Origin of the sequence: Thermobifida alba (genome assembly GCF_023208015.1) — a bacterium.
Taxonomy (GTDB): domain Bacteria; phylum Actinomycetota; class Actinomycetes; order Streptosporangiales; family Streptosporangiaceae; genus Thermobifida; species Thermobifida alba.
The window spans coordinates 4,379,369-4,404,301 of sequence record NZ_CP051627.1 but is presented as its reverse complement, the minus strand read 5'-3'; the positions used below and the strand labels follow the sequence as shown (position 1 = coordinate 4,404,301).

Annotated in this window: 23 protein-coding genes; 13 read left to right on the top strand and 10 right to left on the bottom strand. The window is 72.9% G+C overall.

Annotation, left to right across the window (positions count from 1 at the left end; genetic code table 11):
• The first annotated feature begins 39 nt into the window (after nt 1-39).
• A complete protein-coding gene (locus tag FOF52_RS19695) occupies nt 40-1,680 on the top strand; it encodes an alkyl sulfatase dimerization domain-containing protein (RefSeq protein WP_248591377.1) in 1,641 nt (546 codons plus the stop codon).
• A gap of 273 nt (nt 1,681-1,953) precedes the next feature.
• Here the strand turns inward: FOF52_RS19695 and FOF52_RS19690 are convergent, their stop codons facing one another.
• From FOF52_RS19690 to FOF52_RS19665, 6 genes are all read right to left on the bottom strand, one after another.
• Entirely contained in the window at nt 1,954-2,619 is a 666-nt protein-coding gene (locus FOF52_RS19690) for a hypothetical protein (protein ID WP_248591376.1), read from the bottom strand.
• A 190-nt stretch (nt 2,620-2,809) separates the two neighbouring features.
• Entirely contained in the window at nt 2,810-3,442 is a 633-nt protein-coding gene (locus tag FOF52_RS19685; protein WP_248591375.1) for a DNA primase, read from the bottom strand.
• A gap of 24 nt (nt 3,443-3,466) precedes the next feature.
• Nucleotides 3,467-4,888, bottom strand: a complete 1,422-nt coding sequence (locus FOF52_RS19680) for a hypothetical protein (protein ID WP_248591374.1) — start codon at nt 4,886-4,888, stop codon at nt 3,467-3,469.
• Nucleotides 4,889-5,670: 782 nt separating this feature from the next.
• Nucleotides 5,671-6,147 carry a DUF3592 domain-containing protein gene (locus tag FOF52_RS19675; RefSeq protein WP_248591373.1) on the bottom strand — a complete coding sequence of 159 codons (477 nt, stop codon included), beginning with the start codon at nt 6,145-6,147 and terminating at the stop codon, nt 5,671-5,673.
• Between the two features lie 71 nt (nt 6,148-6,218).
• The gene (locus FOF52_RS19670) at nt 6,219-7,007 is read right to left on the bottom strand and encodes an SDR family oxidoreductase (RefSeq protein ID WP_248591372.1); all 789 of its coding nucleotides are present in this window, start codon (nt 7,005-7,007) and stop codon (nt 6,219-6,221) included.
• Nucleotides 7,008-7,131: 124 nt separating this feature from the next.
• The gene (locus tag FOF52_RS19665; RefSeq protein ID WP_248591371.1) at nt 7,132-8,127 is read right to left on the bottom strand and encodes an NADPH:quinone oxidoreductase family protein; all 996 of its coding nucleotides are present in this window, start codon (nt 8,125-8,127) and stop codon (nt 7,132-7,134) included.
• Between the two features lie 133 nt (nt 8,128-8,260).
• Between FOF52_RS19665 and FOF52_RS19660 the strand changes: the two genes are divergently transcribed.
• Entirely contained in the window at nt 8,261-9,889 is a 1,629-nt protein-coding gene (locus FOF52_RS19660; protein ID WP_248593946.1) for a peptide chain release factor 3, read from the top strand.
• A gap of 61 nt (nt 9,890-9,950) precedes the next feature.
• On the opposite strand, the gene FOF52_RS19655 is transcribed toward FOF52_RS19660, so the two are convergent.
• Nucleotides 9,951-10,748, bottom strand: a complete 798-nt coding sequence (locus FOF52_RS19655) for a dioxygenase family protein (RefSeq protein ID WP_248591370.1) — start codon at nt 10,746-10,748, stop codon at nt 9,951-9,953.
• A gap of 102 nt (nt 10,749-10,850) precedes the next feature.
• Entirely contained in the window at nt 10,851-11,783 is a 933-nt protein-coding gene (locus tag FOF52_RS19650; RefSeq protein ID WP_248591369.1) for a S1C family serine protease, read from the bottom strand.
• Nucleotides 11,784-11,942: 159 nt separating this feature from the next.
• On the opposite strand from FOF52_RS19650, the gene FOF52_RS19645 reads away from it, so the two are divergent.
• From FOF52_RS19645 to FOF52_RS19625, 5 genes are all read left to right on the top strand, one after another.
• Nucleotides 11,943-12,845, top strand: coding sequence for a universal stress protein (locus FOF52_RS19645; protein ID WP_248591368.1), 903 nt, complete (start codon nt 11,943-11,945; stop codon nt 12,843-12,845).
• A 118-nt stretch (nt 12,846-12,963) separates the two neighbouring features.
• Entirely contained in the window at nt 12,964-13,329 is a 366-nt protein-coding gene (locus tag FOF52_RS19640; protein ID WP_248591367.1) for a hypothetical protein, read from the top strand.
• Nucleotides 13,322-13,774, top strand: a complete 453-nt coding sequence (locus FOF52_RS19635; protein WP_248591366.1) for a hypothetical protein — start codon at nt 13,322-13,324, stop codon at nt 13,772-13,774. Before FOF52_RS19640 ends, FOF52_RS19635 begins: the two co-directional genes overlap by 8 nt.
• 9 nt (nt 13,775-13,783) lie before the next feature.
• Entirely contained in the window at nt 13,784-14,641 is an 858-nt protein-coding gene (locus tag FOF52_RS19630; protein WP_248591365.1) for a sulfurtransferase, read from the top strand.
• 233 nt (nt 14,642-14,874) lie between these two features.
• A complete protein-coding gene (locus tag FOF52_RS19625) occupies nt 14,875-16,548 on the top strand; it encodes a S1C family serine protease (protein ID WP_248591364.1) in 1,674 nt (557 codons plus the stop codon).
• Here FOF52_RS19625 and FOF52_RS19620 read toward each other — a convergent pair.
• Both FOF52_RS19620 and FOF52_RS19615 read right to left on the bottom strand, forming a co-directional pair.
• Nucleotides 16,450-17,535: a DMT family transporter gene (locus tag FOF52_RS19620; RefSeq protein ID WP_248591363.1), complete on the bottom strand. Its 1,086-nt coding sequence runs from the start codon at nt 17,533-17,535 to the stop codon at nt 16,450-16,452. The genes FOF52_RS19625 and FOF52_RS19620 overlap by 99 nt on opposite strands.
• Nucleotides 17,536-17,772: 237 nt before the next feature.
• Nucleotides 17,773-18,216, bottom strand: a complete 444-nt coding sequence (locus FOF52_RS19615) for a MarR family winged helix-turn-helix transcriptional regulator (protein WP_248591362.1) — start codon at nt 18,214-18,216, stop codon at nt 17,773-17,775.
• Between the two features lie 117 nt (nt 18,217-18,333).
• On the opposite strand from FOF52_RS19615, the gene FOF52_RS19610 reads away from it, so the two are divergent.
• From FOF52_RS19610 to mnhG, 6 genes are read left to right on the top strand one after another with little or no spacing between them, the layout of a single operon-like run.
• Complete coding sequence (locus FOF52_RS19610; protein ID WP_248593945.1) at nt 18,334-21,273, top strand: Na+/H+ antiporter subunit A; 2,940 nt, start codon at nt 18,334-18,336, stop codon at nt 21,271-21,273.
• Nucleotides 21,270-22,079: a Na(+)/H(+) antiporter subunit C gene (locus tag FOF52_RS19605; protein WP_248591361.1), complete on the top strand. Its 810-nt coding sequence runs from the start codon at nt 21,270-21,272 to the stop codon at nt 22,077-22,079. The genes FOF52_RS19610 and FOF52_RS19605 overlap by 4 nt, the downstream gene beginning before the upstream one ends.
• A 2-nt stretch (nt 22,080-22,081) precedes the next feature.
• A complete protein-coding gene (locus FOF52_RS19600; RefSeq protein ID WP_248593944.1) occupies nt 22,082-23,716 on the top strand; it encodes a Na+/H+ antiporter subunit D in 1,635 nt (544 codons plus the stop codon).
• Complete coding sequence (locus FOF52_RS19595; RefSeq protein ID WP_248591360.1) at nt 23,713-24,288, top strand: Na+/H+ antiporter subunit E; 576 nt, start codon at nt 23,713-23,715, stop codon at nt 24,286-24,288. Before FOF52_RS19600 ends, FOF52_RS19595 begins: the two co-directional genes overlap by 4 nt.
• Nucleotides 24,285-24,575 carry a monovalent cation/H+ antiporter complex subunit F gene (locus tag FOF52_RS19590; protein ID WP_248591359.1) on the top strand — a complete coding sequence of 97 codons (291 nt, stop codon included), beginning with the start codon at nt 24,285-24,287 and terminating at the stop codon, nt 24,573-24,575. Before FOF52_RS19595 ends, FOF52_RS19590 begins: the two co-directional genes overlap by 4 nt.
• Complete coding sequence (gene mnhG, locus FOF52_RS19585; protein WP_248591358.1) at nt 24,572-24,919, top strand: monovalent cation/H(+) antiporter subunit G; 348 nt, start codon at nt 24,572-24,574, stop codon at nt 24,917-24,919. Before FOF52_RS19590 ends, mnhG begins: the two co-directional genes overlap by 4 nt.
• Nucleotides 24,920-24,933: the final 14 nt, after the last annotated feature.

Here is a 24,933-nt window from a genome sequence, read left to right as displayed (position 1 = left end):
CCGCACTCCAAACAGACGCGTGAGGTGTTTCCCCCGCCCGTGCCGCGGAGGAGCGGCGCGGCGCCCCCCGAACTCGTCCGGGTCGAGGGCACGCCCGTGTGGAACCTGCGGGCCGCGGACGGCTCTGCGCTCAACTGCGCGGTCGTCGAGGGCCCGGACGGGCTCGTCCTCCTGGGCACCGGGGCGAGCGCCCGGCAGGGACGGGACATCGTCCGACTGCTCGACGCCCGGTTCGGCACACCGGTCTCGGCCGTGGTGCTGGGGGAGCCGACCCGCTCCCACTGCGGGGGACTCGCGGCGGTCCTCGACGCGCAGCAGGGCCACGAGACGCCCGTCATCGCCCACGAGTCCTGGGGCCGCCACCCCGAGGCGCCGCTCCGCGAGGTCATCTACCTCAAGGTGACCCTGGCCGCGCTCCAGCACGGCCCCGAGCTGTGGGAGACCGACGACCCCGCCCGGCTGCTGCGCCGCAGCCTCGCCGAGAACCTGCCTCCTTCCCCCTCCCCCGTGCCCTCGACCCGGGTACGCGACGGCGACGAACTCGAACTGGCCGGGCTGCGCGTCGGCTTCCTCGGCACCGACCTGCCCCTCGACGTCTCGCTCGGCGTCCACCTGCCCCGGCACCGGACCGTGCTCGTCCCCACCGCCCTCCACGCCACCCCCGGCAACCTCATGGCTCTCGAGGGGGCGCCGCCCGAGTACTCGGCGGTCTGGCACTCCCTGCTCACCCGCATGTCCGCACTGGACGTCGACCACCTGACGGGCACCCGCATGGAGCCGCTGCACGGCAAACGGCACATCCGCACCCTGCTCTCCACCTACGAGGACTTCATTGTCTACCTCCACGACCAGACGATCCGGCACCTCCTGACCGGGCGGCCCAGGGAGGACCTCCTCCACCGGCTCCTCCTCCCCGAGGAGCTGGCCGAGGGTCCGTTCTCCCAGCCGTTCCACGGCAATTTCGCCGGGACCGCGCTGATGTACCACACCAGGTACACGGGGTGGTTCTCGGGCAACGCGGTCGACCTGGCGCCCACCCCGCGCGTCGAACGCGCCCGGCGCAGCGTGGCACTGATGGGCGGCGCCGAACGGGTGCTGGAGACCGCGGCGCAGGCCCTGGACGACGACCCGCAGTGGGCGGCGGAACTGGCCCGGACGGTGGTGGAGGCCCTCCCCGACAGCGAATCCGGCCGCGCCGTGCTGGCCCGTGCCCTGCGCGCGCTGGGCGACCGCGACCCCAACCCGCTGCGCCGCAACTGGTACCGCTGCGCGGCCCTGGACGTCTCCGGACAGTTGCGGCTCTCCGACGTCCGCGACACCGTCCAGCGGATGTTCCCGCTGCCGGCGCGCGTGCTGCTGGAGAGCCTGCGGTTCCGGGTCGAGCCGGAGAAGGCCGGGGACCGGACGGTGAGCATCGGTGTGGAGATGAGCGACACCGGCGAGCACTTCGGTCTGCTGCTGCGCAACAGCGTGCTCCGGGTCCACGACGGGGTGCCCGCCGAGTGGATCGCCGGGATGCGGCTGTCCACGGAGGCGCTGACGCGACTGGTGTTCGGCGAGGTCTCACTGGAGGAGCTGACCGCCCGGAACGAGGTCGAACTCCAGGGGGTCTCCGACTCGGTCGAGGAGCTGTGGTCGGTCATCGGCCCGCGTCCGGAACTGTCGTTCCACCGGGAGTGACCGGGGTTCCGTTTCCCCCTCCGAGCGGCCCGGGACGTCCGCGGCGCCGTCCTCCGGGCCCCCGCACCCCACTGGATGCCGTTCTCACCGGATCCCCGGTCCTGCCGCTGTCCGCCGCCCGCCACCGCGTCGCCGGTCTGCCGCCGGCCGGCGTCCCCGTCCCCTCCGAGCGGCGGGGCGGCATCTTGCGCCCCCGGTGGCGGGCCCCGGCCCCGTCGACGGCGTCCCGGCGGGGAGGCGCAGTGGAGGACGCCCCCGAGCGGACGGCGGCGTTCACCGCCCCGCCGTCGGGGAACGTTCCCGAGCCGTGGTCCTGCCGCGGCGGGGTCGTCTGCGGACCGCGTGCCGGCCTCGGGATCTGCGCGGACGGCGCAGCAGGAGCAGGGCGGCGACTCCGGCGAGGAGGGCGATCGCGGCCGCGACGGCGAGGCCGGTGAGGAAGGGCCGGAGCGGGATTCCGCCGTCCTCGGCGGCCACCGCGGTCTCGTCGTCCACGCAGACGAGGGGGTTGGGCTCGTCCGGCCGTCCCGCGCAGACGGTGGTGGCCACGCGGTCCTGGTCGGGGCGTTCGACGAGGGTGGCGGTGACCGTGCGCGCCGCTTCCTGGCCGGGGTCGAGGGAGAGCAGCCAGACCACCGTGTCGCCTTCGACCACGCCTCCTCCGTCGGCCTCGTGGAAGTCGAGCGGAGCGGGTGCGGTCTGCGCCACCAGGAGGTCGGCGACGGCCTCCTGGCCCTCGTTGCGTACGGTGACGGTGTAGGCGGTGTCCTCGCCGACGGCCAGACGGTCGCGGGAGTCGGTGACGGTCAGGGCGATCCCGCCGTTGCGTGCGGTGTCGGCGTCCTCCGGGGAGGGCGAGGCCGCGGCGGTGGACGGCACCGCGGCGAGCACGGCCAGTCCTCCGAGGACCGCTGCGGTGGTGCTGCTCCGCACGGCCATGCGCGCCACTCCCCGTCGTATCCCGTTCAGACAGCACGAGAGTAACGCAGAGTAGTTGAAACGGTGCGGGATGACACCGTGTCGCCGATGAGAGCGGCACGGTGGAAAGCCGGAGCCCCCCGCGCGGCGCGCGCACGCGGGGGGCTCTGCGGTCAGGGTCCGGTCACGGTCGACCGGGCCCGGTCAGCCGTCAGTTGCGGACCTGGACCGGGCGGCGGGAGGCGAAGACGGTGATCGCGCCGACGGCGGTGATGACGGAGGCGCCGAGCACGAAGCCGCTGAGGTCCACGCCGGTCACCGGCAGTTCCTCGTCGGCCTCGTCCTGCTCGCCGTCGCTGTCGTCGTCACCGTCGCCGCTGCCGCCGTCGGTGTCGTCGCCGTCGTCACCGTCGCCGCTGCCGCCGCCGTTGCCGCCGTCACCCGGCCGCTGGCCCGGGTTCTTGTCGTCCGGGTCCCCGCCACCGGCGCCCGGGTCCGGGGTGGGCTCGGGCTCGGGTTCCGGCTCCGGCTCGGGTTCCGGCTCGGGCTCCGGCTCCGGCTCGGGCTCCGGCTCCGGCTCGGGCTCCGGCTCCGGCTCGGGCTCCGGCTCCGGCTCGGGCTGCGGTTCGGGCTCGGGCTCCGGGTCCGGCTGCGGTTCGGGCTCGGGCTGCGGCTCGGGCTCGGGGTTCTCACCGCTGAGAATGCTGAGGTCCAGGGAGGCGGTGGCGATGCCGCCGAGGTCCAGCTCGACGTCCGCTTCCGCAGCGGAGGCCGGGGCCGAGGCGAAGCCGAAGGCCAGCAGGCCCGCGGCCGTCACGCCGATGGCGCGTGCTTTGTAGGACATGTATCTCCTCACTGAAGTGGGGGGTTAACCCGGTAGTAGGGCATAGAGGTTGGCGTCGGCCAGCACCACCGCGTTGCCGTCGAGCAGGCCCCACGGGCGGGCGGTGTCCGGCTCCATGTCGGTGATCTCTCCCGCGGCGTTCACCGCGACCTGGTTCTCCTCCAGTTCGCCGTAGACCACGCCGCCGGTGGCGCTGAGCGGTCCGAACCCCGGCAGCAGCTGGGTCTCCCCGGAGCCCAGGTCGACCAGGATCGGTCCGTAGGCGGCCACCGTCTCTCCTTCGATCCAGGTGGCGTCGGCGAGTTCTCCCGCCGTGACCTCCGTCTCCGCGAAGACCGAACCGTCGTGGGCGTCGTGCACGGCGAGGACGACCCGGTCTTCCTTCTCGCTCTGCCACCGCACGATGACGTACCTCTCGGAGGCGGTGATCACGCGGTCGAGTCCTTCGGAGCCCTTGGGCTCCACCGCGGAGACCTTCCGCGCCTCCTCGCCGGGAGCGGCCCAGTACCAGGGCCCCTCGGCCGAGGCGAGGAGCACCTCGCCCCCGTCCACGAGCATTCCGCCGGTCCCGTCGGGCACCTCGACCTCGACCAGTTCCCCGTCGCGGGGCAGCATGGCCTTGTCGTCGACGGTGACCAGCGGGGCCGATCCCGCGAAGGTGACCACGCCGCCCTCGGGCAGCGCGTACTCCACGGGTTCGCCGCCGTCGACGGGCCAGATCCACAGCGTCTGGGAGCCCGCGACGGCCACCTGCCACCCGTCGCCGTTCTCGACGAAACGCACCGGGCCCTCGATCTCGGCGGGCTGGAGGGGGAGTTCCGCTTCCCAGAGCCGTTCCCCTTCGGGACCGGCGACCGCGAGCTTTCCGTCGGCTCCGATGAACGCGACCCGGCTGCCGTCGTCGGCGACGGCCGGGCGGGTGCCGTCGGTGACGGGGATCCTCCACAGCGCATCGGTCGAGAATCCCGGAGGCGCGGGCCGTGCCTCGAAGGGGACGGTCTCGGTGGGGGCGACCGTCTCGTCGGGGGGTGTCGCCGTATCGGAGCCGAGCCGCGGCACCACGAGCACGACGGCCGCCACGACCAGGACGACCACGGCCAGGCCGCCTGCCGCGGCGAGGAGCAGTGCCCTGCCCCCGCTCCTCTGCCGCTTCCCGCCGACTCCGGGCGGAGGCGGGGTCTCGGCGACCCCCCGGACCACGCCTCCGGGCAGCGCCTCCAGCCGCTGGACACCGAACGCGTCGCGCGCCTCGACGAGCACGGGGCGGCCGATGTGGGTGGCGTATCCCGCGACGTAGTCGAGCGCGGCCCGTCGGGTCGCCTTGGCGTCGGCGCCGTGGACCACCTGTCGGGTGTCCTGGAGGAAGACCTCGGCGCTCAGGTCGTCGGGGGCGATGGCGATGACCGCGGTCTCCGGTCCGAAACGCGGAGTGCCACTGGTGTTCATGACGCCTCCGGTCCGAATCGAATGGTCGGGCAGAACACGGGCGAGGACGCACCGCGGTCCTCGGGAAACCGGAACACTGTGGTCATCGGTGCTGCGAACCTGCCCGTGCACGGTGCATGCGCATTCCCGGCTTCCGGAGCAGCGGAACGTCTCCGACCTGGCCTGGCAGTGGAGTGACGGGGGAATGGGACGTTGGGGAGAAGTGCTTGCCGACAGGGAGAATGATACCCGTCCAAAATCGCGATTTCCGGTGATCGGCCCAAGTCGGCTCCGGCCGCCGGGGCCGCGCGGAAAGACGGTCGACCGCTTCCTTCAGGCCCCCGGAAAACCTTCGCTGATCTGCGTGGATGGAGGACACGCGACTGTCGGGCGAGCACTCTGTCAACAAACCGATCCCACCTTTTCCAGCGCTGTCGCGGCCTGTCAGCGCGGTGCGACTGGCCACAACCGGCCTTTTTGCGATCTGTTGTAAACCTGACCGGAACCCGAGGGGTCCTCCAGGACCACCGTGGACAACAGGGCACGGCACACCGGTGTGCGCCGCCTTGCTCCCCAACGTCGCGTCCCGGTACAGGAACATATCGAACGTGCCGGTCAGGGGCCCGCACGGCAGTGAGGGGGCCGGGAACCGCGGCGGCCAGGAAGAGGCGACATCCTGTGCGACGCCGCACCGCACCGGAAGGTTCACCTCATCCGGCAAAAATCATGAATTCTCGTGAAAGGTTTTCGCCTCTGCTCCAGCCGGGCCCGGCGCGCGGGAACGCCCTGCGCGCCGTCCGCACTCAGGAGAACCGGCTCCGCAGGAAGAGGACCGCGGCCCAGACCACGAGGCCGGCCCCGACCGCGGCCAGCACGGCCCCGAGGACGCGGAAGACGTGGAACGCCCCCTCCTCGGTGCTGCGCACGGTGACGGGGTCCCCCGGGCGGTCGGGGTGGTAGGCGATCTGGAGCCGCTCGCCCTCCTCGTGCTCGGACGGGTTGAGCCCGCCCAGTTCCGCGTGCTCCACCTGCGTGCCGTCCTCCGTCCGGTAGCTGACGTAGACGTCGACCTCGCTGCGCCTGCTTCCGTTCGGCGAGCGCCGGTGGTCGACGTCCCGCTCGACGACCACCGCGTCGGCCCGACCGGTGTAGTCGGTGTAGTCGGCGCCGCCGACGAGCACGAAGACCACGCCGAGGAGGAGCAGGACGGCTCCGGCTCCCCCCAGGACCAGGGAGCCGATGCCGCGGGGGGAGCCGGAGCTGTCAAAGGAGGATTTCATGGCGTTTCCTTCACCGGGGAGGGGTTTCGACGTCCTCGTCTGTGACGTGCCCTCCCCGATGGAGGTTCCGGTCAGCCGCCGCCCTTGAGCCGTGCCTTGGCCCGGCGCATGCCGGACAGCCAGCGGTCGCGGTCGGAGGCGCGGCGCTGCTCCATGACCGCGGCCTGGGGGTGCGGCAGGATGAGGAAGCGCCCCTCGCCCAGCGCCTCGACCACGGACTGGGCCACGTCGGCGGGTTCGATGTAGTCGCCGCCGAGGCGGGTGGCGGCGTCGGGGCCGTCCTTGGCGGTCATGGCGGTGTTGACGCCGAGCGGGCACAGGCAGGACACGTCGATGCCGTCCTCCCAGTGCCGGATCGCCAGCCACTCGGCGAGGGCGACCGCACCGTGCTTGGTCACCGAGTAGGGGGCCGAGTCGATGTTGGTGAGCAGGCCCGCGGCCGAGGCGGTGATGAGCAGGTGCCCGCTGCCGCGTTCGATCATGCGGGGCAGCAGCAGGCGGGCGACGTGGACGTGCGCCTGGACGTGGACGCGCCAGGTGAGGTCCCAGTCGGCGTCGCTGCCCAGGCCGCCGCCGGTGCTCACACCGGCGTTGGAGCACCACAGGTCGATGGGGCCGTCCTGCTCGACCCGCTCGACGAGCGCGGCCACGGCCGCGGGGTCGGTGACGTCCAGCGCGTGGCCCCGCGCCCGCTCGCCGAGTTCGGCCGCCGCGCTCTCGGCGCGTTCCCCGTCCAGGTCGGCGATCACCACCCGGGCCGCCCCCTCGGCGAGGAAGCGTTCCGCGAGCGCGTAGCCGATGCCGTTCGCGCCTCCTGTGACGACGATCGTCCGGTCGGGGAAGGTGAACGGTCTCCCCATGGGTCTTCCTCTCTTGTGACCCCTGCGGGCTTGGCCCGCCCGCAGGTCGTGCTGTCAGGGCGTCGGCGGGGAGACGGCGCCCGGAAGCGGGGCCGCCATGGTCGGGGGAGGCGGGACCGGGAAGTCAGCGGTCCGCGTGCGGGGTGGCCACCAGCCGTCCCACGGTGCTGCCGTCCGCGAGGCGCTGCACCCCGTCGGGCAGCTCCTCCAGGCTGAGGACCTCGCTGACGGCGGGCTTGATCAGGCCCCGGTCGGCCAGGGAGGTGAGCTCCTCGTGGCACCGGGCCACCAGCGCGGGGTTGCGCTTGTTGTAGAGGCCCCAGTGCAGCCCGAGCAGCGAATAGTTCTTGACCAGGGCGTGGTTGAGGCCGGGGGTGGGAATGGTCCCGCTGGCGAACCCGATGACGAGGATGCGGCCCTCGAAGGCGATGCACTTGGTGGAGCGGGTGTAGGACTCGCCGCCCACGGGGTCGTAGACGACGTCGGCGCCGCGCCCGTCGGTGGCCTCCTTGACCACGGTGACGAAGTCCTCGACGTGCCGGTCGACGACGATGTCGGCGCCGAGCCGGCGGGCGTACTCGGCCTTGGCCTCTCCTCCGACGACGCCGATCACCCGCGCGCCGGCGGCCTTGGCCAGCTGGACCGCGGCGCTGCCGACCCCGCCCGCGGCGGCGTGCACCAGGACGGTCTCGCCCTCGCGCAGCGCGGCGCGGCGGTGCAGCGCGAACCAGCCGGTCTGGTAGCCGATGAACAGCGCCGCGGCCTCGGCGTCGGTGAGCGCTTCCGGCGCGGGGAAGACCCGGCCGATGTCCATCGGCGCGTACTCGGCGAACGACCCCAGGGGCAGCACCGGGGAGCCGATCACGCGGTCGCCCTCGGCCACCGTGGTGACGCCCTCGCCCAGGGCGACGACCTCGCCGCACAGCTCCACCCCGGGGGTGAAGGGCAGCGGCGGCTTCTCCTGGTAGAGCCCACGGCACAGCAGCGCGTCGGGGAAGTTGACCGCCGTGGCGAGCACCCGGACCACGACCTGGCCGGGGCCGGGCTCGGGGACGGGCCTCTCCTCAAGGCGCAGGACGTCCTTGGGTTCGCCCAGTTCGTGGACCCGCAGCGCTCTCACCGTCGTTCGCCTCCCACACCATTGGATACCGACTGGTCGGTTGTGAGTGAATCGTCTACCGACCGGTTTCGTCAAGGCGGGCTGTTCAGAGCAGGTGGGGTAGCCTCGCTCAGGTACTCGACGAGGAGAGGATCTGGTGTCTGTCGCAGCGCATACCTCCACCGGACAGCACGAGGTCACCAGCGAGGCGGCGCGACGGCGCACGTTCGCGGTGATCTCGCACCCGGACGCCGGCAAGTCCACGCTGACCGAGGCGCTGGCGCTGCACGCGGCGGCGATCACCTCGGCCGGGGCGGTGCACGGCAAGGGCGACCGCAGAGGCGTGACCTCCGACTGGATGGAGATGGAGCAGGCCCGCGGGATCTCCATCACCTCCGCGGCGCTGCGCATCGAGTACGACGGCCGGGTGCTCAACCTGCTGGACACGCCCGGCCACGCCGACTTCTCCGAGGACACCTACCGGGTGCTGGCCGCCGTGGACTGCGCGGTGATGCTGCTGGACTCGGCCAAGGGCCTGGAACCGCAGACGCTGAAGCTGTTCGACGTGGCGCGCGGCCGGGGCATTCCGGTCATCACGTTCGTCAACAAGTGGGACCGGCCCGGCCGGGAGCCGCTGGAGCTGCTGGACGAGATCGAGCAGCGCATCGGGCTGCGCCCCACCCCGCTGAACTGGCCGGTGGGCATCGCCGGGGACTTCCGCGGGCTGATCGACCGCACCGCCGGCGACGCCTACACCAAGCTGCACCGCACCCCGGGCGGGGCCACCAGGGCCCTGGAGGAGCCCCTGGACGCCGCGCGGGCGGCCGAGGTCGAGGGGGCGGCCTGGGAGCAGGCGGTGGAGGAGCTGGCGTTGCTGGACGAGATCGGCGCCGACTACGACGAGGAGTCCTTCCTGGCGGGCAAGTCCTCGCCGGTGCTGTTCGGCGCGGCGCTGCCCAACTTCGGGGTCTCCCACCTGCTGCGCGCCCTCGTCACGCTGGCTCCGGCCCCCTCGGCCCGGCTCGACGCCTCGGGCACGCCGCGCCCGGTGGACGCGCCGTTCTCCGGGTTCGTGTTCAAGATGCAGGCCAACATGGACCGGGCGCACCGTGACCGGATGGCGTTCGTGCGGGTGTGCTCGGGCCGCTTCGACCGGGGCATGGTGCTCACCCACGCCGCCTCGGGGCGCCCGTTCGCCACCAAGTACAGCCAGGCGGTGTTCGGCGCGGAGCGCCAGACCCTGGACACCGCGTTCCCGGGCGACGTGATCGCGCTGGTCAACGCGCAGTCCCTGCGGGTGGGCGACACCCTGTACGAGGGGCCGAAGGTGGAGTTCCCGCCGATCCCCAGCTTCGCCCCCGAGCACTTCGTGGTGGCCCGCGCCCTGGACTCGGGCCGCTACAAGCAGTTCCGCCGCGGCATCGAGCAGCTCGACAGCGAGGGCGTGGTGCAGGTCCTGGTCTCCGACGTGCGCGGCGAGCAGGCCCCGGTCCTGGCCGCGGTGGGACCGCTCCAGTTCGACGTGGTCACCCACCGCATGGAGCACGAGTTCCGCGCCCCCGTGGAGCTGTCCCCCCTCGACTACAGCGTGGCCAGGCGCACCGACGCCGCCTCCGCGCCCGTACTGCACGGCCTGTCCGGGGCCGAGGTGCTCACCCGCCGCTCCGACGGGGAGCTGCTGGTGCTGGTACACAACAAGTGGCGGCTGAAGGTCATCCAGCGCGACCACCCGGACCTGCTCATGGAGCCGTTGCTGGCCGGCGGGATCGAAGAGGAGGGCTGAGGCCCGCGCGGCGGCCCCGGCGCCGCGGGACGGCCTGCCCGGTGCCGGGACCGCACGGGGGTCAGTCGAACTGGAAGGCGCGTTTGGCCAGCCCGTACCAGAAGCCGTCGATGACGCTGCGGGCGGTCTCGGTGGTCTGGTGGGCGGCGCCCAGGGCGACGAACAGCGGGGCCAGGTGCTCGCTGCGCGGGTGCGCGATGGCGGCGGCCGGTCCCTTGTTCTGCCAGTCCAGCAGGGCGTCGATGTCTCCGGCCTGGGCGGCGCGGCTGGCCCAGTCGTCGAACTCGGCCGACCAGGACGGCGGCTCGTGGTCGGGGCCCCGGCTCATGTCGACGCAGGACAGGTTGTGGGTGAGGAAGCCGCTGCCCATGACGAGCACGCCCTCCTCCCGCAGCGGGGCCAGGCGGCGGCCCAGGTCGAACAGCTGCCGGGGGTCGAGGGTGGGCATGGAGACCTGCAGCACCGGCACGTCGGCGTCCGGGTACATCTCCTTGAGCGGCACGTAGGCGCCGTGGTCCAGGCCGCGCGCGGGCGCCTCGGCGAGGGGGATGCCGGAGCCGCCGAGCATCGAGCGGACCGAGGCGGCGAGGTCGGGCGCCCCGGGAGCGGGATAGGTGACCCGGTAGTAGCGCTCGGGGAAGCCCCAGAAGTCGTAGACCAGAGGGACCGTGGTGGTCGCGCCGATGGTGAGGGGGGCGGACTCCCAGTGCGCGGAGACGATGAGGACGGCCCGGGGCCGCGGCAGCTCCGCCGACCAGGCGGCGAACTGGCCGGTCCACAGTTCGTCGTCGGCCAGCGGCGGCGCCCCGTGGCCGAAGTAGAGCACGGGGAACTTCTCGGGCGTCTCAGCGGTGGTCATGATCTCCTCCTCGTGGTGGACCCGCCATAAGTCTATCCAGAAAAAATCTTCCTGGAAAGATTTATGGCTGTGAGATGTCCCCGTCCGGACCCCTCGGAAGCCTCAGGAGGCGAGTTCCACCGGCACCGCCACCACGTCGACGAACGCGCCGCGGCGCAGCAGCGTGACGGGCAGCCGGGCACCGATCGCCGACCCCAGCATGAGCCGCTGCAGGACCTGGACGCCGTCCAGCTTCCGTCCCGCCGCGGAGACCAGGATGTCGCCCAGGTAGATCCCGGCGGTTCCGGCGGGACTGCCCGGCACCACCTCCACCACGCGCAGCCCCGTCCGCTGCCCCAGGCGTTCGGCGACCTCCGGCGGCAGCGGCGCGGGCACCCCCGCCACCCCCAGCCAGGCGCGGCGCACCCGCCCGGTGGCGGAGAGCTCCCCGATGATGTACCGCGTCGTCGGGTTCACCGGGACGGCCAGGCCGAGCCCGTAGCCCGCCACCGCCGTGTTGACCCCCACCACGCGGCCGCGCGCGTCGGCCAGCGCCCCGCCGGAGCTGCCCGGGTTGAGTGCGGCGTCGGTCTGGATGACGTCGTCGATCAACCGGATGTGGCGGCCCTCGCGCGCGGGCAGCGCGCGGCCGAGCGCGGAGACCACCCCTGCGGTCACCGAGCCGGCCAGCCCCATCGGATTGCCGACCGCGACGACGAGCTGTCCGATGCGCAGCCGGTCGGCGTCCCCCAGCTCCGCGGCGGGCGTCTCCGCCGCCGCACACCGCAGCACCGCCAGGTCCGACAGCGGGTCGGCGCCGACCACGTCGAACCGGGACCCGACACCGTCCTGGAACACGGCGGTGCCGTCCCGCACGCCCTCCACCACGTGCGCGCTGGTGAGCATCAGTCCGTCGGCGGTGAACAGCACCGCCGACCCGGCCCCCGTCCCGCGGGGGCCGGGCACGGACAGAGCGGCCACGCTCGGCCTGAGCCGCTCGGCGACGGTGGTGACGATCCTGCTGTAGGCGTCCATGGCCCCGTGTTCGGCTTCCACACCGCTCACAACACGCCCGGCCCGCCGAGCATGCCGAAGGTGACTCCGCCCACAGCGAACGGGACCTTCCGCCCCGCCCGGAGGGCCGACGGCCTCCCGTGAACCGCCGCGCACCGGGTAGGGGCCCCGGTGCAACACGGCGAAAGCGAGGAAGAGCACATGGAACGCAGAGAGCCGGGCTGGGTCGTCGTCGGGGTCGACGGCTCCGCCTCCAGCAGGTACGCGCTCGAATGGTCGGCGCAGGAGGCACAACTGCGCGGACTGGGGCTGCGGATCGTCACGGCCGTGGAGATCCCCGATCCGCGGGACCCGCTCGCCGGTCCGGCCATCCCCGCCAACGTCGAGGCGTCGCCCCTGTTCCGGGACGCGCGGGCGCTCCTGGACTACGCCGAGGAGTGGATCGGGCGGCTCTACCCGGAACTGGAGACGCGCACCCGGCTGGTGCTGCGCCGCCCCGCCGAGGCACTGCTGGAGGTCGCCGAGGAGGAGGGGACGGCGGTGATCGTGGTCGGCTCACGGGGGCGCGGCACCCTGGCGTCGGCCTTCGCCGGATCGGTGGGGGTGGAACTGGCCGCGCACTCTCCGGTGCCGGTGGTGGTGCTGCCCAAGCAGCACGAGACCGCGCCCGGGGCGCGCGAACGGGTCGTCGTCGGCGTGGACGGCTCACCCGCCAGCCGCAACGCCGTCGGCTTCGCCTTCGCCGAGGCCCAGCGGCGCGGCACCGAACTGGTGGCGGTCTGCGCCTGGCAGCCCGTCACCGCCTTCGCCCTGACGCTGGGCCCGCTTCCCCCCGAGGTCTTCGACGACGAGCCGCTCACCGAGGCCGCCCGGCAGACCGTGGAGGAGGCCCTCGCCGAACACCGGGAGCGCTACCCCGACGTGTCCGTCGACATCCGCCCCGTCCGCGCCCACCCGGCCGCCGCCCTGCTGGAGACCGCCACCCCGGCCGACCTGATCGTCGTGGGCTCCCGCGGCCGGGGAGGCTTCACCGGCCTGCTGCTCGGTTCGGTGAGCCAGTCGGTCCTCCACGGCGCGCGCGGCCCGGTCGCGGTGGTCCGCTGACCCCGCCGCGCCCCCGATCCGGCCCCCGGTGCGGGACGGGCCGGAACATGTACTACATTGCGTCGCAGTGGTCAGGCTTACCTGCTGGAAGGTGGACGGATGAGACGCGGAGCCGACCGTGGTTGACCTCTGGACCACGGTGGTCCAGCTGGCCTCGCTGGCGTTGGCCGTCTGGTGCGGGATCTCGGCCTTCCGGGGCCAACCGATGCTGGTACCGCACCTGGTCGGCATCGCGGTGCTGGAAGTGCTGCTGCTGGTGCAGCTCGTGCTGTCGATCGTGCTGCTGGTGCGGGGACCGCAGCCGTCCGACACCGTCACCTTCGTCAGCTACCTCGTCACCCTGGTCCTCGTCCCGCCGGCCTGCGCGGTGTGGGGGTTCATGGAACGCAGCAAGTGGGGCCCCGCGGTCATCGCGTTCGCCTGCCTCGTCCTGCCGGTCCTGATGGTCCGGCTCGAACAGATCTGGAACGCGCCCGTTGCCTGAGACCGAGCACGACACCACCGGCACCACGCGCGCCAGCGGCCCCGGACGGCTGCTGATCGCCGTCTACGCCCTGTTCGCGGTGGCCGCGACGGGACGCTCCACGGTGCAGATCCTCACCCGCTTCGAGGAGGCCCCGCTGGCCTACTCGCTGTCGGCGCTGGCCGCCGTCGTCTACGTCGCGGCGACCGTGGCCCTCGCCCGCGCCGACCGCGTCTCCCGCGCGGTGGCCCTCGCCTCCTGCACCGTCGAACTCGTCGGCGTGGTCGCGGTCGGCCTGTTCACCCTGCTGGTCCCCGAGGCGTTCCCGGACGACACGGTCTGGTCGCTGTTCGGCAGGGGCTACGGGTTCGTGCCGCTGGTGCTGCCGGTGCTGGGGCTGCTGTGGCTGCGCCGGTCCCATCCACGGCCCGCGGCATCCACCGGAGAACCGGCCGGGCGCGGATAACCTGAGGACATGGCACGCTCCGAGTCCGCCGCGTCCCCGTCCTTCCCGGTCGTCGTCACCGCCGACTGGCTGCGCGCGCACGCCGACCAGGTCGTCCTCGCCGACGTGCGCTGGTACCTCGACGGACGCTCCGGCCGCCAGGCGTACGCCGAGGGGCACCTGCCCGGGGCCGTGTTCGTGGACGTCGACACCGACCTGGCCGCCCCGGCCAGTCCCGAAGGCGGACGGCACCCGCTGCCCGACCCCGCGGACTTCGCCGCCGCGCTGTCCGCGCTGGGCATCGGCGACGACACCGCGGTCGTGGCCTACGACGACGCGGGCGGCTCCACCGCGGCGCGCCTGGTGTGGATGCTGCGGGTCCTGGGGTCGCGGGCCGCGCTGCTGGACGGCGGCCTCCAGGCGTGGCCGGGACCGCTCGAACCGGGCGAGGCGACCCCCGCGCCGCGCCGGCGCACCCCCGTGCCGTGGCCCGCGGACCGCGTCGTGGACACCGCGACGGTCCGCGCGCAGCTCGGCGACCCGGCCCGGCTGCTGCTGGACGCCCGGACGGCCGGACGGTTCACCGGTGCGGCGCCCGCCCCCGTCGACCCGCGGCCGGGGCACATCCCGGGCGCGCGCAGCGCCGCCTGGCAGGACAACCTCGACGGCACGGGACGTTTCGCCGCCCCCGAGGCGCTGCGGGCCCGGTTCTCCGCGCTCGGCGCCGACACGGCCGCCACCGTCACCGTCTACTGCGGTTCCGGGGTGACCGCCTGCCACGACCTGCTGGCCCTGGAGCACGCCGGCTTCACCGGGGCCCGGCTCTACCCGGGGTCGTGGAGCGCCTGGGGGGCCGACGCGTCCCTGCCCGCACAGACCGGAGACTGACCGGTGTCCCGGTCGGCGCCGCGGAGGCCGCGGGGACGTACCGGCGCCGGGAGGCGGGGCCCGCGGTCCGCCGCTCGGCTCCGGACGGCGTCGACGGCACACCGGACCGGGACGGACGGCCGCCCCGCGACCCGTGAACTCTTCGAAACCGGACCTTTCCGCCGTCTCACCGTGTTCTAACCCTGGATGCCGATTCTGAAGACAGACCCGTAGATGTCCGGAAGGAAACTCGAATGAGCGCGATCGACCGCGGTAGCGGTTCTTCCATGGAAGAACCAGAGCGCCCCGAGGGCCCGCCGGCCGACGCAGAGGGCCGGGACAACACCACGGACGCCCGGGAGGACACGGAGACCGGCTCCGCCGCCCACAGCGAGGTCCGCTCCGAGCCCCGGTCCGCCCCGACCGCTTCCGACCCTTCTCCGTCCGCCGCGCCCGCCCCGGACCCCGCCGCCCCCGCGTCCGATCCGCACCCGGACCCCCGGGGGACCCCCGGCGCCGAGAGCTCCGGGGTGCCGTGGCACCCCGCACCGCACCAGGCCCCCGTCCCCCCGGGACACGCCGCGTACCAGCCCGCCCCGGGGCAGGGCGCCGAGTTCCACGGCTCCAGCCCCTACCCCGGACAGGGCGCGGCCCCTCCGGCCGACGGCGCCCCGTGGTCCCGCCAGCCGGAGTGGTTCGAGCGGGCCGCCGCCCACCAGGCCCGTCAGGACCAGCCCACCGGAGGCTGGTCCGCGCCCCACCAGACCGGGGCGTTCCCCGCGTACGGCGGGGGGTTCCCGCCGCCGCACGGCGGCCCCGCCCCCGGCGCGGCGCCGCGGCGCGGCGGCCGCGTGGTCCTGGTCGCCGCCGTGACCGCGCTGCTCACCAGCCTGGTCGTCGGCCCGACGGCATCCGTGGCGACCGCCTACCTCCTCGACGAGAGGACCGACAACGGCCCCGCCGCCGCCTCGACGGCCTCGGGCGACGTCACCGGGGTCGCGAACCGGGCCCTGCCGAGCGTGGTGTCCATCGCCACCGCCGAAGGCGGCGGCAGCGGGTTCATCATCAGCGACGACGGGCTGATCGTCACCAACAACCACGTCGTGTCCGGTCCCCGGGAGCTGACCGTGCTGTTCAACGACGGCTCCCAGGCCCCGGCCGAGGTCGTGGGCACCGACCCGGTGTCCGACCTCGCGGTGATCCAGGCCGAAGGGGTCTCCGGGCTCACCCCGGCGTCCCTGGGCGACTCCGACCAGGTGGAGGTCGGCGCCAAGGTGGTGGCCATCGGCTCGCCGCTGGGCCTGTCCGGCACCGTCACCTCAGGCGTGATCAGCGCCCTGGAGCGGCCGGTCAACACGGGCATCAGCGGGCAGCAGCCGGACGACCCGTTCGCGCCGCGGCCCGACCAGGACGAACCGCAGGCCACCACGTCCACGGTCATCGACGCGATCCAGACCGACGCGCCGATCAACCCGGGCAACTCCGGCGGCCCGCTGATGAACATGGACGGCGAGGTCATCGGGATCAACACGGCGATCGCGACGACGAGCGGCAGCCCCCTGGCGCAGTCCGGCTCCATCGGGCTCGGCTTCGCCATCCCGATCAACCAGGCCAAACCCATCATCGACGAGCTCGTCGCCACCGGCGAGGCCACCTACGCGGCGATCGAGGCGTCCGTCACCGCGGCCGAGAGCGGTCCCGGCGCGGAACTGGTGGAGGTGAACCGGGGCGGTGCGGCCGACAAGGCCGGGCTGCGCAGCGGCGACGTCATCATCCGGGCCGCCGACCGCACGGTGACCGACCCCAACGTGCTCATCGCCGAGATCCGCTCACACCGTCCCGGAGACACCATCACCGTCACCTACAAACGTGACGGCAGGACCGGCAACACCCAGGTGACCCTGGCGGCCCAGTCGCTCGGGAACTGACCGCCCCGCCGGGGCCGGTCCCCGGACGTCGCGGTGCTTCCCCGGCCGGTCGTCCACACGGCCCGCATCCTCCTCCGGCCGGGGAGCGGACCGCGGGCCGCCACCCGCTGGGGAGGGGGCGGTCCGCGGTTTCCCCGCCCGCCCGCGGGCCGCGGAGGAGCGGGCCAGCGTCACCGTGCCCCCCACGATGGCCAGGGTGCTCACCGTGATCGCGGTGATGGGAAGCACTCCCGTGGGCAGCGACTCGCCCAGCAGGGTCAGGCCGACCAGCACCGCCATGAGGGGGTCGCTGATCAGCAGGGTCGCGTAGGCCAGGGGGAAGTGGTCACCGCGGTAGGAGTTCTGCACCAGCAGGGCGCCGCACGCCCCGATGACCAGGGTGACCAGGGTGAGCGGGCGGAGCACGGACAGCGGGTCGTCCAGCGCGGCCTCCCCGATGACCTTGGCCAGGGCGGAGATCGTCGCGAAGCTGATCCCCCCGGCCAGGGCGAGCGCCCCGGCCCGCAGGGCGCCGGAGACGAAACGGGAGAGGACCAGGCTGCCGAGCATGGCGGCGCTCGTGCCCGCGCACAGCGCCCACACGGCGGAAGAGGACGGCTCGTCGCGCGGACCGGGGTGCCCGGACAGCATCCCCACCAGGATGACGAGGCCCAGGGTGACCGCGAGGCAGCCCGCGACCTCCGTTCCGGTGAGCCGCCGCCGGTGCAGCACCGCCGAGGCCACGACCGCGCACAGCAGGCCGCTGACCCCGATGGGCTGGACGACCGTGAGCGGGGCCTGGGTCAGCGCCCAGACGTGGGCGGCCGTGCCGACGCCGCTGAGCCCGGTGCCCGCCAGCCACACGGGGTCGCGGACCAGGCGGAGCAGGAGCCGCAGCTGGCTGGAACCCGTCTTCGGGGCGCTCACCAGGATCGCTCGTTCCTGGAGTGCCGCCCCGGTCGCGAAGGCGACCGCGCCCAAGGCGGCAGCGATGATGGCCCCCGTCATGTACCAGCCCCTTGCCTGAAATCGGCGCACGGCGAGCGGCGCTTCCGGTGGAGCCCCGCGGCTGCCGGCGTGCGGCGGCTCCAGCGATCGCCCCCCGTGTCGGGCGAAACCGATTGGGACCCAGCTAAGGGGGACAAAGGGGAGGGTACTGGCTCGGGAGGCCCATGTGACACACCGCACCCGCAACTCCCCGGAATTCCCGGTGTTGACCTGCGGAAATTCCGGGGAGTATCCGGTTCACAGCCGACCGGCGAGGTCCCGCATGGTGTGCAGCAGTTCGACGAGCACGGGGCGCAGCCGCGGGTCCACCCGCTGGAAGAGGTCGTACAGTCGGTCGTGGACGTGGGCCTGGTGCGCGTCGAGTGCCCGCCTGCCCTCCGCGGTGACGCTGACGACGGTGGCGCGCTCGTCCTCCTCGGAGCGGCGGCGGCGCACCATGCCCTTGCGCTCCAGCTGCTGGAGCATGCGGGTGGCGGACGGGGAGGAGATGCCCGCGGCGTGGGCGATCTCACCGACCGTGGGATGCCCCACGGCGAGGGCGCTCTCCAGCAGCAGCGCCTGGGCCAGGGTGAGGCTGGGCTCCACCCCGCTCGGACCGCGGCTCCGGGCACGGGCGACCGCTCGCACCAGCTCTCCCCACGCGTGTGAGAACTCCGCGAACTCCGCGTCGCTGCGCTCCACTCCTGAACCTCACTCGACGGTCACTCTCCGCTTTTAGTTAGCATAGACAATAATTAGCCATGACACGTAAGAGGGACGAAAAACCGACCACTGTGAGGGGGGCGCATATTGATATGGCTGCTGATCGCGCACTTCGCCGCTGCGGCTCTGGCTCCGGCCCTGGTCCGGAGGTGGGGACGTAACGCCTTCCTGGCGCTCGCCCTGGTCCCGGCGGTCACCGCCACCTGGGCGCTGGCCCGGGGGCCCGGAGTGGTCGCGGGCGAGCCGGAACAGCTCCTCGTTCCCTGGGCGCCCGAATACCACCTGGCCCTGGCCTTCCGGATGGACGCGCTGGGACTGGTCATGACCCTGATCGCGGCGGGGGTCGGCGCGCTGGTCCTCGTCTACTGCGCCCGCTACTTCGACGACGACGAACCCGGCCTGGGCCGCTTCGCCGGAGTACTCACCGGTTTCGCGGGCGCGATGATCGGCCTGGTCCTGGCCGACGACCTGATCCAGCTCTACCTGTACTGGGAACTGACCACGGTCTTCTCCTATCTGCTGATCGGCCACTACACCGAGCGGCGCGACAGCCGGCGCGCCGCGGCGATGGCGATCAACGTGACCACGCTGGGCGGCCTGACCATGCTGGTCGGCCTGATCATGCTGGGCGAGGCCGCAGGCACCTACCTGATCTCCGAACTGCTGGCCGACCCTCCCGACGGAACCCTGGTGTCGGTGGCGCTCGTGCTGATCCTGGTGGGCGCGCTGTCGAAGTCGGCGATCCTGCCGTTCAGCCTGTGGCTGCCCGCGGCCATGCAGGCGCCCACCCCGGTCAGCGCCTACCTGCACGCCGCCGCCATGGTCAAGGCGGGGGTGTACCTGATCGCGCGGTTCACGCCCGCGTTCGGGGACGTCACGGTGTGGCGGTACACGGCGCTCGCCTTCGGCACGGCGACGATGGTCGCCGCCGGGTGGAAGGCGCTGCGCCAACACGACCTGAAACTGCTGCTGGCCTACGGAACAGTGAGCCAACTGGGCTTCCTGACCGCGACCTTCGGCGTGGGCACCCGCGACGCCGCGCTCGCCGGGCTGGCCATGCTGTGCGCGCACGCCCTGTTCAAGGCCCCCCTGTTCCTCGTCGTCGGCATCATCGACCACAGCACCGGCACCCGGGACCTGCGCGAGCTGTCCGGGCTGCGGACCAGGATGCCCGTGGTGTTCTGGACGTCGGTGGCGGCGCTGGCGTCCATGGCGGGCCTGCCGCCGCTGGCCGGGTTCGTCGCCAAGGAGTCCGTGTTCGACGCCTTCCAGCACGCCGGCGACCCCGTCGTGGTGCTCGGCCTGGCCGGGGTGGTCCTCGGCTCCGTCCTCACCGTCGGCTACAGCCTGCGGTTCCTGTGGGGCGCCTTCCTCGACAAGCAGAACGTCTCCCCCACCCCCCTGCACCCCCCGGGTCCGCTGTTCGTCGCGCCCGCCGTGGTCCTCGCCGCGCTGGGCCTGGCGGGCGGCCTCGGTGCGGCGCTCGTGGACCCGGTGCTGGCCGCCTACGCCGACACGGTGGCCGGCAACGCCGGACGCGCCCCGGCCCACCTGGCGCTGTGGCACGGCCTCTCGCTTCCGCTGCTGCTGTCGGCGCTGTGCCTGGTGGGCGGTCTGCTGCTGTTCCAGCGGCGGGTGCTGGTGTCGTGGCTGGGCGCCCGGTTCGCGCTGCCCGACGCCGGAAACGTCTACCGGCGCATCGTCTACTACGTCTCCAGCTTCGCCACCCAGGTCACCGGCCTCACCCAGCGCGGTTCGCTGCCGCTCTACCTCGGCACGATCATGGTGTCGCTGCTCGTGGTCAGCGCAGTGCCGATCGTGTGGGGACAGCTGTGGACCCTGGAGACGCCGCCGGTGCGCTGGATCGACTCCTACGCCCAGCTCATCCCGGCCGCCATCATCATCGTCTCGGCGCTGTGGACCCTGATGGTGCGCGGCCGCCTGTACGCGGTGGTGCTGGCGGGGATGACCGGCTACGGCACCGCGACCCTGTTCGCGCTGCACGGCGCCCCCGACCTGGCGCTCACCCAGTTCCTGGTCGAAACCGTCAGCCTGGTGGTGTTCGTGCTGGTGCTGCGCCGCCTGCCGCCGCGCTTCTCCACCCCGGTGCTGCGCAGCCGCCGCCTGGTGAACCTGGGCATCGGCGTGACCACCGGAGTGCTGGTGTCGATGATGGCCTACCTCACCCTCGCCGGGCGGCGCGCCGAGTCGGTCTCCGGGCAGTTCCCCGCGGCGGCCGAGGAGGCGGGCGGGCGCAACATCGTCAGCGTGCTGCTGGTGGACGTGCGCGCCTGGGACACCATGGGGGAGATCTCGGTGCTGGCGGCGGCCGCCGCGGGGGTGGCGAGCCTGCTGTTCGTGCGCCGCCGCGCCCGGCTGCCCCGCACCCGCGTGGAGACCGGGCGGATCGTGGCACGGATTCCCCAGCTCCCCTCCCCCGAGGAGGTCGAGTGGAACCCGCTGCCCCTGGCCCGCGCGGACGACGTGATCACCCCGCGTGTGGCGCACAAGCCGCTGTGGCTGCCCGGCGTGCTGTCCCTGGCCCAGGAACGCCGGTCGGTCATCTTCGAGGTGGTGGCCCGCCTGCTGTTCCCCGTGACCATCGTGCTCTCGGTCTTCCTGCTGTTCACCGGCCACACCCAGGTCGGGGGCGGGTTCGCGGGCGGCATCGTGGCGGGTCTCGGCCTCGTCGTGCGCTACCTGGCGGGCGGGCGCCACGAACTCTACCTGGCGCTGCGGCTGCCCCCCGGCCTGCTGATCGGCCTGGGGCTGGCGATCACCACCGGAACGGCGCTGGCCGGGGCGGTGTTCGGCACCGAGATCCTCGCCGGGGGCGCCTTCGACCTGCACCTGCCGTTCCTGGAGCCGGTGCACCTCACCTCGTCGCTGGCCTTCGACTTCGGCGTCTACGTGCTGGTGATCGGCCTCATCCAGGACATCCTGTACAGCCTCGGCGCGGGCATCGACGAACAGGCCGAGAAGGCCAGCCGCACCGGTCAGGCCCCCAGACACGAGAGCGAGGAGGTGACCGCGTGAACGACACCCCCACCGTCCTGCTGATCGTCGTGATCGGCGTCCTGGTGGCCGCGGGGGTGACGCTGCTGCTGGAACGCAGCCTCACCCGGATCCTGCTGGGAGTGATCCTCCTCGGCAACGGGGTCAACCTGATGATCCTGTCCACCGGCGGCACGGCGGGCGGTCCCCCGCTGCTCGGCTTCACCCCGCCCGAGGAGATGTCCGACCCGCTGCCGCAGGCGATGATCCTCACCGCGATCGTCATCACCCTGGGGGTGACCGCGTTCCTACTGGCCATGGCCTACCGCAGCTGGCAGTTGCAGGGCCACGACGAGGTCCAGGACGACGCGGAGGACCGGCGGATCGCCACCGGCGGGGAGCGGCGCCGCGCCCGGCAGTACATCCGGGCGCAGAAGCGGGCGCTGCGCCGCACGATCCGGGCGCAGCGGTCGGCCCTGGAAGCGCAGATCGACGCGCAGGACGAACTGGAGGAGGCCCAGCGCGCCGTGATCCGCGAGCAGATCGCCCAGGCCCGCCGCGACCTGGAGGAGCGGCTGGAGGACGCCGACGACGAGGCCCGCGCGCGGCTGCTCGACTCGCAGGCCGCGGACGCGCGCGCCGCCATCGAGGAGGCGCGGCGCCGGGTGCGGGAGGCCCGGCAGGAACTCGCCGAGCACCTGCGCACCGACCGCGAGAACGAGCGCCGGCTCCGGCGTGAGCTGCGGCAGCGCATCCGCGCGCAGAAGCAGCAGCTGCGCGCCAGCATCCGCGCCGAACGGGAGCGCCTGGCCCGCGCCGAGGACAGCGACATGCAGGGGGTGGACTGATGATGGAGGCGCTCCTTCCCTACCTGGTGCCGCTCCCGATCGTGGTCCCGCTGTTCGCGGCCGGTCTGAAGTTCGCCCTCGGAGTCCGCTGGCAGGGCCTCAACCAGCTGATCAGCGTGGTCGCGCTGGCGCTGGTGCTGGCCACCGGCGTCGCGCTGCTGTTCGGAGTGGCCGCGCACGGGCCCCAGGCCGTGCAGGTGGGCGGCTGGGAGTTCCCGATCGGCATCACCCTGGTCGCCGACCGGCTGTCCGCGCTGATGGTGACGGTCTCTTCGGCGATCACGCTGGGCGTGCTGGTGTACTCCATCGGCCAGGGCACCGCCGACCAGGAGGAGGCCACGCCGCTGGCGATCTTCTACCCCTCGTTCCTCATCCTGGTGGCGGGCGTGTCCAACGCCTTCCTCACCGGTGACCTGTTCAACCTGTACGTCGGCTTCGAGATCCTGCTGACCTCCAGTTACGTGCTGATGACCCAGGGCGGCACGGTCGCGCGCATCCGCGCGGGCTCCACCTACGTGGTGGTGTCGCTGCTGTCGTCGGTGGTGTTCCTCATCGCGATCGGCCTGACCTACGCGGCCACCGGGACCGTGAACATGGCGCACCTGGCGACGCGGCTGGCGGAGCTGCCGACCGAACTGCAACTGGTCCTGCAGGTGATGCTGCTGATGGCGTTCGCGATCAAGGCCGCGGTGTTCCCGCTGTCGGCGTGGCTGCCGGACTCCTACCCGACCGCGCCCGCGCCGGTCACCGCAGTCTTCGCGGGCCTGCTCACCAAGGTCGGCGTGTACGCGATGATCCGCGCGCAGACCCTGCTGTTCCCCGACAACAACGCGGTGGACGTGCTGCTGCTGTGGGCGGCGCTGGCCACGATGGTCGTCGGCATCTTCGGGGCGATGGCGCAGACCGACATCAAACGCATGCTGTCGTTCACCCTGGTCAGCCACATCGGCTACATGGTGTTCGGGATCGGGCTGGCCAGCGTGCACGGCATGTCGGGCGCGGTGTTCTACGTGGCCCACCACATCACGGTGCAGACCACCCTGTTCCTGGTGGCCGGGCTGGTGGAGCGGCGCAGCGGCAGCACCTCCCTGCACGACCTGAGCGGACTGGCGAAACTGTCGCCGGTGCTGGGCGTGCTGTTCTTCGTCCCCGCGATGAACCTGTCGGGCATCCCGCCGCTGTCGGGCTTCCTCGGCAAGCTGGGGCTGATCCAGGCGGGCGTGCAGGACGGCTCCCCGCTGGCGTACCTGCTGGTGGCCGGGTCGGTGGCGACCAGTCTGCTGACCCTGTTCTCGATGGTGCGGCTGTGGAACTACGCGTTCTGGCGCGCCCCCGAGGAGGGCCGTCCGGTGGCGCTGGGCACCCTGCTGGAGAGCTCCGAGGACGAGACGTCCGCCCCGGACACCGCGCCGATGGCGGTGGGCCGCGCGCCCACCGGGATCAGCGGCAAGGCCGTGGTGACCTCCGACGTGTTCCCGCCGCTGATGCTGGGTGCGACGGTGGCGCTGGTGCTGCTGGGCGTGGCGTTCACGGTGTTCGCGGGACCGCTCATCGGCTACAGCCAGGACACCGCCGTCGAACTGATGGCCCGGACCCCCTATATGGACGCCGTCGTTCCGGGAGGTGCTGCCCCGTGAGTTCACCGCCTGTACGTCCCGAACGCTCGCCGCTGGACATCAGGATCGGACGGCGGCTGATCAACCTGCCGACGCTGCTGGCCCTGACCATCGTGTGGGCGCTGCTGTTCGGCGACCTGTCCCTGACCACGGTGCTGGGCGGGGTGCTGGTCGGGCTGGCGACCATGCTGGTCTTCCCGCTGCCGTCGGTGGCCCTGGGGATGCGGCTGCACCCGATCGGCCTGGTGGTGTTCCTCTGGCACTTCGTGGTGGACCTGGTGCTGTCCAGCGCCCGGGTGGTCGCGCAGTCCTTCGCCCGTCGGCCGCCGCGCAGCTCCATCCTCGCGATCCCGCTGCGTACCCGGTCGGACCTGCTGCTCACGATCACCGCCGTGTGCGTGTCGGTGATCCCCGGAAGCGTGATCGTGGAGGTCCGCTCCGGGACGTTCACCCTGTTCGTGCACATGCTGGGCACCGACGTCGACGACGCCGAGCAGGCGCGGCGCGACGTGTTCGCCCTGGAGGAGCGGGTGGCGCGGGCGTTCGGCACCCGCGAGGAGATCGAACGGGTCGAGGCGGGAGGCGTCGCATGACCTACCTGTGGATCGTGATCGGGGTGCTGCTGGGACTCGCCTCGCTGTTCAGCATGGCCCGGCTGCTGCTGGGGCCGACCATCCTGGACCGGGCGCTGGCGGTGGACGTGCTGCTGGCCTCGGCGATCACGGGCATCGGGGCGTACGCGGCGTTCCACCGCGACCCCACGGTGCTGCCGATCCTGCTGGTGCTGGCCCTGCTGGGATTCGTGAGCTCGGTGAGCGTCTCCCGGTTCGTGGCGCGGCGGCAGCGGGGGATCGACGAGTCGGAGAGGGTCGAACTGTGACGACGGCAGAGATACTGGACTGGATCGCGGTGATCCTCCTGCTGCTGGGGGCACTGCTGTCGTTCGCGGCGGGGGTGGGCCTGGTGCGGTTCCCCGACCTGCTGTCCCGGCTGCACACCGCCGCCAAACCGCAGATCCTGGGGCTGGTGCTGATCTCGGTCGGGCTGGGGCTGCGGCTGTTCCCCGACTCGCGCATCGGCATCCTGTTCCTGGTGGTGCTGTTCCAGATCCTCACCGTCCCGGTCGCCTCGCACATCGCGGGCCGCGTCGCCTACCGGACCGGCCGCATCCGCCGCGACCTGATCGGCGTGGACGAACTGGAGGAGCAACTGGACCGGCACTGACCGGCAACTGACCT

Bases quoted from the DNA above. Each gene is read 5' to 3' on its own strand.
- FOF52_RS19600 (WP_248593944.1), top strand. From the start codon at position 22,082: ATGGAGGCGCTCCTTCCCTACCTGGTGCCGCTCCCGATCGTGGTCCCG.
- FOF52_RS19675 (WP_248591373.1), bottom strand. From the start codon at position 6,147: ATGAAATCCTCCTTTGACAGCTCCGGCTCCCCCCGCGGCATCGGCTCC.
- FOF52_RS19590 (WP_248591359.1), top strand. From the start codon at position 24,285: ATGACCTACCTGTGGATCGTGATCGGGGTGCTGCTGGGACTCGCCTCG.
- FOF52_RS19680 (WP_248591374.1), bottom strand. From the start codon at position 4,888: ATGAACACCAGTGGCACTCCGCGTTTCGGACCGGAGACCGCGGTCATC.
- FOF52_RS19685 (WP_248591375.1), bottom strand. From the start codon at position 3,442: ATGTCCTACAAAGCACGCGCCATCGGCGTGACGGCCGCGGGCCTGCTG.
- FOF52_RS19645 (WP_248591368.1), top strand. From the start codon at position 11,943: ATGGAACGCAGAGAGCCGGGCTGGGTCGTCGTCGGGGTCGACGGCTCC.
- FOF52_RS19655 (WP_248591370.1), bottom strand. From the start codon at position 10,748: ATGACCACCGCTGAGACGCCCGAGAAGTTCCCCGTGCTCTACTTCGGC.
- FOF52_RS19670 (WP_248591372.1), bottom strand. From the start codon at position 7,007: ATGGGGAGACCGTTCACCTTCCCCGACCGGACGATCGTCGTCACAGGA.
- FOF52_RS19690 (WP_248591376.1), bottom strand. From the start codon at position 2,619: ATGGCCGTGCGGAGCAGCACCACCGCAGCGGTCCTCGGAGGACTGGCC.
- FOF52_RS19630 (WP_248591365.1), top strand. From the start codon at position 13,784: ATGGCACGCTCCGAGTCCGCCGCGTCCCCGTCCTTCCCGGTCGTCGTC.
- FOF52_RS19625 (WP_248591364.1), top strand. From the start codon at position 14,875: ATGAGCGCGATCGACCGCGGTAGCGGTTCTTCCATGGAAGAACCAGAG.
- FOF52_RS19620 (WP_248591363.1), bottom strand. From the start codon at position 17,535: ATGACGGGGGCCATCATCGCTGCCGCCTTGGGCGCGGTCGCCTTCGCG.